This is a genomic window from Rhizobium sp. N122, from assembly GCF_002211295.1.
Classification (GTDB): domain Bacteria; phylum Pseudomonadota; class Alphaproteobacteria; order Rhizobiales; family Rhizobiaceae; genus Rhizobium.
On sequence record NZ_LOKU01000014.1, the window covers coordinates 93,442 to 101,546 of the forward strand.

Sequence of the window (8,105 nt, forward strand, 5' to 3'; positions counted from 1 at the left end):
CCCGTCATCTTTCGCTCCCTGGATGGAGCGGACGTCGGCATCAGGTTCAATGGGGGATAGCGATGCATTCGCAGAAGCTCGGGTGGCTGTTGCTGTCACCGACCATAATAATCCTCGGGCTGTTCGGGATCTTTCCGTTCATCTATGTCCTCTGGGTCTCGTTCCATGCGTGGAACCCGTTCGCGGCCAACCCCGGCATGGTCTTCAACTGGGCCGACAACTATCGGCGGCTCGTCTTCGACGCCCAGTTCCTGGCTTCGCTCGGCATCACCCTGGCCTTCGTCTTCTTCGCGGTCGTGTCGGAGCTGGTCCTCGGCTATATCCTCGCCCAGGCGCTGCTGAAGGACTTTCCCGGAAAAGCGCTGTTTCGCACCATCCACACCCTGCCGCTGATCATGGCGCCGATCATCGTCGGCTCCGTCTGGAAGCTGATGACCACACCGTCGATCGGCATCATCCCCTATCTTCTCAGGAGCTGGTTCGGCTACGATCTGAATATCGGCCAGAGTGCCGCCGCAGCCTTCACCGTCACTGTCGTCATGGACATCTGGCACTGGACGCCGCTCGTCACGCTGTCGCTGATCGCCGCGCTCGTCTCGCTGCCGCCGGATCCGTTCGAGCAGGCGCAGATCGACGGCGCCGGCAAGAGCCAGATCTTCTGGCATATTACGCTTCCCCTGATCCGCCCGGCTCTGCTCGCCACGGTGTTCATCCGGCTGATGGATGCGCTGCGCACCGTCGACGAAGTCCTGATGCTGACCGGCGGCGGCCCGGGTTCGTCGACGCGCTACATCGGCGTCCATATCTTCCGGGAAGTGTTCCCCAAGACGAATTACGGCTACGGTTCGGCGATCTCCGTCATCGTCCTCTACCTCACCATCGTCGTCTGCTGGCTGCTCTATGTCGGCCTGATCGCGCCCCGCGTGAAGAGAGGTTGAGGCGATGAAGACCCAGAACCCCTGGCTGCCGGTCGTGCTGTGGATCCTGATCAGCCTCGCGACGCTTTTCCCGATCTACTGGCTCTTCGTCATATCGGTGAAACAGCCCTTCGACCTGTTCTCGACGCCCGATGTCGTTCTCCGCAGTTTCTTCTGGAAGAACTACCAGGATGTGCTGACCAATCCGACCTTGCGCGGATACATGCTCAACTCGATGATCATTTCGTCAGGCAATGCGCTGCTCGTCACGACGCTCGGCTTTTTCGCCTGCTACGCGCTGACGCGCTTCGACCTTGCCGGCAAGGAAAGCATCTTTTTCTGGACGATCACCAACCGCATGGCGCCGCCGGCGGTCTTTCTGCTGCCGCTTTTCCTGCTTTTGACGCAGGTCTACAAAATCGGCGACTTCTCGCTCGCCGATTCCCGGCTGGGTATGATCCTGGTCTACTGCTCCTTCAACCTGCCCTTTGCCATCTGGACGTTGCGCCCGACTGTCGAAGGCATTCCGAAGGAGCTGGACGAGGCGGCCTATATGGATGGCGCCAGCCCATGGACCGTCCTTTATGACATCGTCTTTCCCTTGGCACGCCCGGGTCTTGCGGTGACGCTGATCCTGACCTGGGTATTTGCGTGGAACGAATATCTGCTTGCGGCCACGCTCACCAATTTCCATGCGCGGACCCTGACCACCGGCCTGTCGGAATATGTGACAACCACGGGCACGGCCTAGGGCATCATGGCCGCAATTTCGATGCTGACATTGGTCCCGGCGCTAATCGTCTTTTCGGTGGTGCAGCGCCACATCGTGGCCGGCCTGACCTTCGGTGCCGTGAAAGGGTGAAGCCATGACCTCTCAATCGGGAAACAAAGAACGCAAACCGGGATTTCTGCCGATCGAAACGAACTGGTTCGACCGGCTGTTCATCTCGGTGGTGATCTGGGTGGCGCTCTCGCTGTTCTGGATGCGGTTCATCGAGCCGTTCGGTCTTTCGGTATGGTGCGCGGCGGCAATCTCGGCCGTGCTTGGCGCCTACATCGTCTGGAAGGGATGAGCCGGTGGCTTCCGTCAACACACAAGCCGCGCTGTTTTAGGGAGGAAGGACATTGGCAAACGTACAGGTTAGCGACGTCACCAAGCGGTATGGCGCGCTTCAGGTCATGCACGGCGTCAGCGTCGACATCGAGGACGGTGAATTCGTCGTGCTGGTCGGCCCCTCCGGCTGCGGCAAGTCCACCCTGCTGCGGATGATCGCCGGTCTCGAGACCGTCAGCGGCGGCGACATCCGGATCGGCGGCCGTGTCGTCACCAACGCTCCGCCGAAGGAGCGCGACATCGCCATGGTCTTTCAGAGCTACGCGCTCTATCCCCACAAGACGGTCGCCGAAAACATGGGCTTTCCGCTGAAGATGGCCAAGCGTCCCAAGGCGGAAATCGACGAAAAGGTCGGCAAGGCGGCCGAGATCCTCGACCTGACGCGTTATCTCGACCGCTACCCGAAGCAATTGTCGGGCGGGCAGCGTCAACGCGTGGCGATGGGCCGCGCCATCGTCCGCGATCCGCAGGTCTTCCTGTTCGACGAGCCGCTGTCGAACCTCGACGCCAAACTGCGCGTCACCATGCGCGTTGAAATCAAGGAGCTTCACCAGCGGCTGAAGACCACCACCGTTTACGTCACCCACGACCAGATCGAGGCGATGACGATGGCAAGCAAGATCGTGGTAATGCGCGACGGCAGGGTCGAGCAGATCGGCAAGCCTCTTGATCTTTACGACTTCCCGGTCAACCTCTTCGTCGCCGGCTTCATCGGCAGCCCATCGATGAACTTCCTTCAGGGCCGCATCGCCACCCGCGACGGCACGAAGGTCGTCGTCACCGACCAGGGTGTCGTCCTGCCCATCGACAAGACGAATGCGGACGACGGACGAGCCGTGACCTACGGCATCCGACCGGAGCACATCACGATCGGCGACGACGGCGTTCCCGTTGAAGTCTCTGTGTTCGAGCCCACCGGTTCGGAGACGTTGATCTTCGGCCGTACGCAAGGTGTGCCGATCGACGCCTTGATCCGCGAGCGTATCGAGGTAGATCCCGGACGGACGGTGTATTTCCACATCGATCCCCGGCGTGCGCACATCTTCGATCGGGAAACGGGCCAGAGACTGTGAGGAGACGAACAATGGACTTCAAAGGAAAGACGGTCATCGTAACCGGCGCCGGCAAAGGCATCGGACGGGAAATTGCCGGAATGCTCACCGAACGGGGTGCTGATGTCGTCGCCCTGACGCGGAGTGCCGCCGATGTCGCTGTGCTGCGAGAGGAATTCGGCTGCCGCGCCATCGAGGTCGATCTCGCCGACGCCGAGGCGACGCGGCAGGCGGCGATTGCGGCCCTGCCCGCGGATTTCGTCGTCAACTGCGCCGGCACGACCGAATTGCAGCCGTTCCTGGAGACGACAGTTGAAGCATTCGACCGTCTTATTGCGGTCAACACACGTGCGCCGATGATCGTGGCGCAGGAATATGCCCGCTCGCTGATCACGCAAGGCCGCAAGGGCGCCATCGTCAATGTCTCGTCGGTCGCCTCCTTCATCGGCATCCCCGACCACGCTGCCTATTGTGCCTCGAAGGGTGGATTGGACGGCTTGACGCGCGTCATGGCAAAGGAGCTTGGGCCGCATGGCATCCGCGCAAACGGCGTCCACCCGACGGTGACGCTGACGCCGATGGCGGTGAAGGCGTGGAGCGATCCCGAAAAGGCGGCGGGAATGAAGCAGCGAATTCCGGTCGGCCGCTTCGCCGAGCCGGAAGACGTCGCCGAGGTCGTGCTTTTCCTGCTCTCCGAACAGGCGGCCATGGTGAACGGAATATCGATGCCTGTGGACGGCGGTTATATGATTGCGTGAGGCCGGCACGGCGGCGCTCGCGGCGGCGTCGGCTATTGCACCAATCGGCGCAACTGGTCCTGATCGACGAAATGATCGGTTACCCCGGCCTCTTTGTCCGGATGACTGAACACAAGACCGTCGGAATCCTCCAGCTCCAGCGCCTGTTCCGTATTCATGATCCCGAGCGGCTGGCGCTCATACTCGGACTCGAGCGCCGCCTCGACGATGGCTTTCTTCTTCTTGCGCATGTCCATGTCCTCCATTCCTTTAGGACTAACGGACCGCCGGACTCGCGGTTCCCACCTGGGATTCACGATATGAGACCAGCTGAAACGAACACCCGAGGGCTGACACGCCGCGCGACCGCCAGCTGATCCGTTTTGCGAAGTTTATCCGAATCGCGCAGGCAACTTCGGCGGCGCTTCGACGTCGGCATCCTTTGTTAACTTCTCGCCACGCCTTAATGGCTCCAGTCCTTCGAGCAATGTCTCGATGCGCTGGCCGAGCTTCGGCGCCGCTGCCGAACTCGTCACGCCACGAATGAATTGTGGCGCTTTCCCCGATGCCCATAAATGCACGACGTCTTGATGCTGCTCTCGAGGGGCAGCCGGACGGGCTTGCTTCCAACGACTGAGGTAAATGCATGATCTCGAGCAGCCTGCTGGTTATTGGCATGCGAGCGGTCGACGCAATCGGGTTGTCGATCATGCAGGCCGGAGCACTGAAATGAGCGGCACCGGCATGAGCACGTTGTTGAGGATGGTCTTCAGACCGAAGGTGAAGCAGAAAACACGCCATACTCTGGCGTCGCGGGCGTTGCGGCTTGCGGCACTGCGCATCGCGCTGGTCTGCGCCTGTGCCGGCGGCGTGTCCTATTTCATCAATCATTCCGCGCTTGAGCGCTCGTTGCGCTCGCAGCTCTCCTTTTCGACGGAACAGGCTTTGCAGCGCGAGTCGCTGCCCTTCCGCGAAGTGAAGGACCTCCAAAAGAATTTCCTTGCCGAATTCAGCAGGATCTACGCGATACCGGAAGCCCGGCAATCCTTGGCACGGAGTTTCGATGATATTTTCTATCGCCATGAGGATGGATCCTACACCCAGCGTCCCGGATTGTTTGAAGGCGAGCCTTTGCCCGATGGGCGCAGATTTCCCGACATGTCGGCGACCTACGCGCCCGACGTGACGCCGGATGAGGATGTGAAAACGCGGTTTGCGCTGTCTTACCTGCTCTCTTACCAATTCGGTTCTGCCACCAAGGGCCGCCTCTTCAATTTCTACGGCGTGGTCCCGGAAAAAGGCTTCCCGATCTATCAGGCTGCCGACATCGCCAAGGTTTTCAAATATGAAGGCCCGGATGCGCTGAAGCTCGAGACTTTCGAATTTTTCTCCCGCGGCTTCGGCGGGCCTCAAAACGATACGTTCTTTACGCGCATCTATTGGGATCCCTCCAACAATGCATGGATGACGACGATCGCGACGCCCGATGCGCCTGACGCTTCAGGCAAGCATCGCATCATGGCCTGCGTCGACGTGCTGCTCGACGATCTGATGAAACGAACCGCAAATCCGACGCTGCCGGGCGCACGCGCGACGATCTTTGCGGCCGATGATCAGGGAACTCTGATCTTCGACGGCAAATATGCCGATGCGATCACGGCCAGCGCCGGCGAAGCCTCGATTTCCTCCTTGGCACTCGCCGACTACCAGCCATTGCTGAAGGCGAGCCGGTCGATCGGAGCGGGTTCGGTGTCGCTCGTCGACAGCGCCAGCGAAATTGCCGCGGTCGGCCGGATTCCGGATACGCCCTGGGTGCTTGCCGTCCACTATCCGAAATCTCTGATGCGGCCAGCCGTCCTCACCAATCTCGGGATCGTCGTCGCGGTCGGGTTGCTCACCCTGTTCGTCGAACTCTTCATCCTCCGTTCGATCCTGCAAAAGCAGGTCGCCGAACCGTTGGTGCGATTGATTCACGCCACGCAGCTGGTCGGCCGCTCCGGCGTTACCGTTGCCAACGACGCCCTGCCCACGCACTCCGACGACGAGATCGGCGAGCTTGCCCGCGATTTTGCGTCGATGGCCGCGCGCGTTCACGCAGCCCATGAGGCGCTTGAGGGCAAGATACGGGATCGAACCTCCGAGCTGGAGCGGCTCAATCAGAAACTCGTGACGATCAGCCAGACGGACGAGATGACGGGCGTCGCCAATCGCCGTCGCTTCGACGCGGTTCTCGCAAGCGAGCTCGCCGGGCTTGGGCAAGGTCAGGACCTGCTGATGCTTGCCATGGTGGACGCCGACTGGTTCAAAGGTTACAACGACCGATACGGCCATCCGGCGGGAGACGCCTGCCTGAAGGAAATCGCCGGGGTGCTGGAACGCAATACGCGCAGCCAACAGGACCTCGTTGCCCGCTATGGCGGAGAGGAATTCGCCATCATTGCACGGATCGCCTCAGCCAGGAACGCGCCCGCCATCGGACAGGCCCTGTGTTCGGCAATGGCGGCCGTCAAGCTGGCGCATGAAGGATCGCCTTTCGGGCACGTGACGCTCAGCGTCGGCATTGCGCTGGCAGCGCCGGATGAGAATATCTCTCCGGAAGCGCTATTGCTCGAAGCTGATCGCGCGCTCTATCGCGCCAAGCAGGCAGGGCGAAATCAGGCGGTCGTTGCCGAGCCTTCTGCTGACACGCCGATACAGCAGATAGGCGCCTAAAAACTCTAGCTCGGCGAGGCGTCAGGGCCACCGGCGGCTCTTTGAATCAAGCGGGCAACCACTTCAGTGCGGTTCTGCGCCTGCAGCTTGCGCATGATGTGCTGCAGATGCATCTTCACCGTATGTCCCGACAAATTGAGTTTTCCGGCAATGACCTTGTTTGAGCAGCCGGATTGCAACTCCGCGAGGACATCCGCCTCCCGGGGCGTGAAATCGGCAAGCGCCAGGTACTGCGTCCTGTCATCCAAGCTTTTCTCGGCCTCATTTCTGGCCGGGCTATGCTCGTTTGAGCCGTTTGCAGCGGCTCCCAAGAGCTGCGGGAAAAATGTTCCTCCTGCCAGAACGAGCCGAAGACCGGCAAGGGCAATGTCGATTTGAAGTGAAGTCGAGAAAAAGCCGCGGATGCCGATCTTGAGCGCCTGACGCGCTATGATGGCGTCATCCGTAGCTGAGAGCAACGTGATAGGCGCCTCAGGAAAACGTGCAGCAATCGCGGCGAGATCATCACGCAAGCTGGCGCTCTCGACGTCTCTGCCCGCCAGATCCAATGCGATCAGACGTACCTCGGCGCCGAGCGCTCGGTCGAGACTCTCGGTCGAAATCAAATCGATAAAGTTCCACCCGGCGAGTTCCCGCTCCAGAAGCTTCACCACGGTCGTGCGCGCCAGTGTAGAATGCTCAATAATGATCACAGTTGGTGCATTGCGCCGGCGCTTTATTCCAGCACTGTCGGACACTTGCGTGCTCCCCAGAATGTGTGCAACCCAACAGTCACTCATCCTATCCCTGTTCTTGCTACATGTCATGATAAAAAGCGAGTGTATTGTCGATATAAACAGCCGCATCTCTCATGATAATTCTTATAGTCTATAAAATTTCTGCGAGCGACAACTGGTCCCGCAAAACACATTCAAGAGATTGTTCACGATTATATGACGGTTCGACTTTCTATTAAAGACTTTCCAAACGTCTTCGAGTTTACGCATGGCGAGCAAGTCAACAAAACTTTCAAAGGCGCTGAAAAAGCAAACAATATTCTACAGACCTATTAGCAACGACCTGCTGGACAAAAACGGCTGCCGATCGGCTGGGCTTTGTTGCGCAATCTCAACTCAAAGCAGTTGCATATCTCGACAGCAAAACGACAACAGGGAAAAGCAACCAAAGCCTGCGAACACCGCCTACCCGTTATGATTAGTAAAAACTGCGCTCTAAAGACGCAATTCCCTCAAGAAATACCGCGCAGGCGCCGACGACCTCCTCGAAGTCGCCGACGAGCAGATTGGTTATGGTGGAATGGTCGGCATGTCAGCCGGCCGTTGGACGCCATGTCGGCCCAAGAGACGAAAGCCGGGCGAAGGAAGGGTGAACACGTGGCCTGAAAAGTCGCACGAAGAACGATGTCGTGCAGTTGAGCCCGCGCCATGGAGGTGGGGAGGCTGTCTGTTAGAGTCTGTCAGCGCTAATCGGAATCGTGCGGAGATTCCCTTGCCTTTGATTTTGTGATTCAAGGTCATTGCTGGTGTGGAGGCCGGCAATGATGGTGCGACCTCTTTCTCTGGATTTGCGAACG

At 59.6% G+C, this 8,105-nt stretch carries 7 protein-coding genes and 1 pseudogene; 6 read left to right on the forward strand and 2 right to left on the reverse strand.

From position 1 onward, the window contains the following. Positions 1–62 precede the first annotated feature (62 nt). From ATY75_RS13285 to ATY75_RS13305, 5 genes and pseudogenes are all read left to right on the forward strand, one after another. Positions 63–938: a sugar ABC transporter permease gene (locus ATY75_RS13285; protein WP_088937907.1), complete on the forward strand. Its 876-nt coding sequence runs from the start codon at positions 63–65 to the stop codon at positions 936–938. Between the two features lie 4 nt (positions 939–942). Continuing rightward, positions 943–1,779: pseudogene (locus ATY75_RS13290) on the forward strand (carbohydrate ABC transporter permease). 4 nt (positions 1,780–1,783) lie between these two features. Continuing rightward, positions 1,784–1,990 (forward strand): DUF2160 family membrane protein, encoded by a 207-nt coding sequence (locus ATY75_RS13295; protein ID WP_088937908.1) that lies wholly within the window; start codon positions 1,784–1,786, stop codon positions 1,988–1,990. Positions 1,991–2,042: 52 nt separating this feature from the next. After that, entirely contained in the window at positions 2,043–3,104 is a 1,062-nt protein-coding gene (gene ugpC / locus ATY75_RS13300) for a sn-glycerol-3-phosphate ABC transporter ATP-binding protein UgpC (protein ID WP_088937909.1), read from the forward strand. A gap of 11 nt (positions 3,105–3,115) precedes the next feature. After that, the gene (locus ATY75_RS13305; protein WP_088937910.1) at positions 3,116–3,841 is read left to right on the forward strand and encodes an SDR family oxidoreductase; all 726 of its coding nucleotides are present in this window, start codon (positions 3,116–3,118) and stop codon (positions 3,839–3,841) included. Between the two features lie 32 nt (positions 3,842–3,873). On the opposite strand, the gene ATY75_RS13310 is transcribed toward ATY75_RS13305, so the two are convergent. Beyond that, positions 3,874–4,077, reverse strand: coding sequence for a hypothetical protein (locus ATY75_RS13310; protein WP_064836447.1), 204 nt, complete (start codon positions 4,075–4,077; stop codon positions 3,874–3,876). 472 nt (positions 4,078–4,549) lie between these two features. Here ATY75_RS13310 and ATY75_RS13315 point away from each other — a divergent pair, with 472 nt between their 5' ends. Further along, positions 4,550–6,532 carry a diguanylate cyclase gene (locus tag ATY75_RS13315; protein ID WP_088937911.1) on the forward strand — a complete coding sequence of 661 codons (1,983 nt, stop codon included), beginning with the start codon at positions 4,550–4,552 and terminating at the stop codon, positions 6,530–6,532. Positions 6,533–6,537: 5 nt separating this feature from the next. On the opposite strand, the gene ATY75_RS13320 is transcribed toward ATY75_RS13315, so the two are convergent. Next, positions 6,538–7,311 (reverse strand): response regulator transcription factor, encoded by a 774-nt coding sequence (locus tag ATY75_RS13320; protein ID WP_064836443.1) that lies wholly within the window; start codon positions 7,309–7,311, stop codon positions 6,538–6,540. Positions 7,312–8,105: the final 794 nt, after the last annotated feature.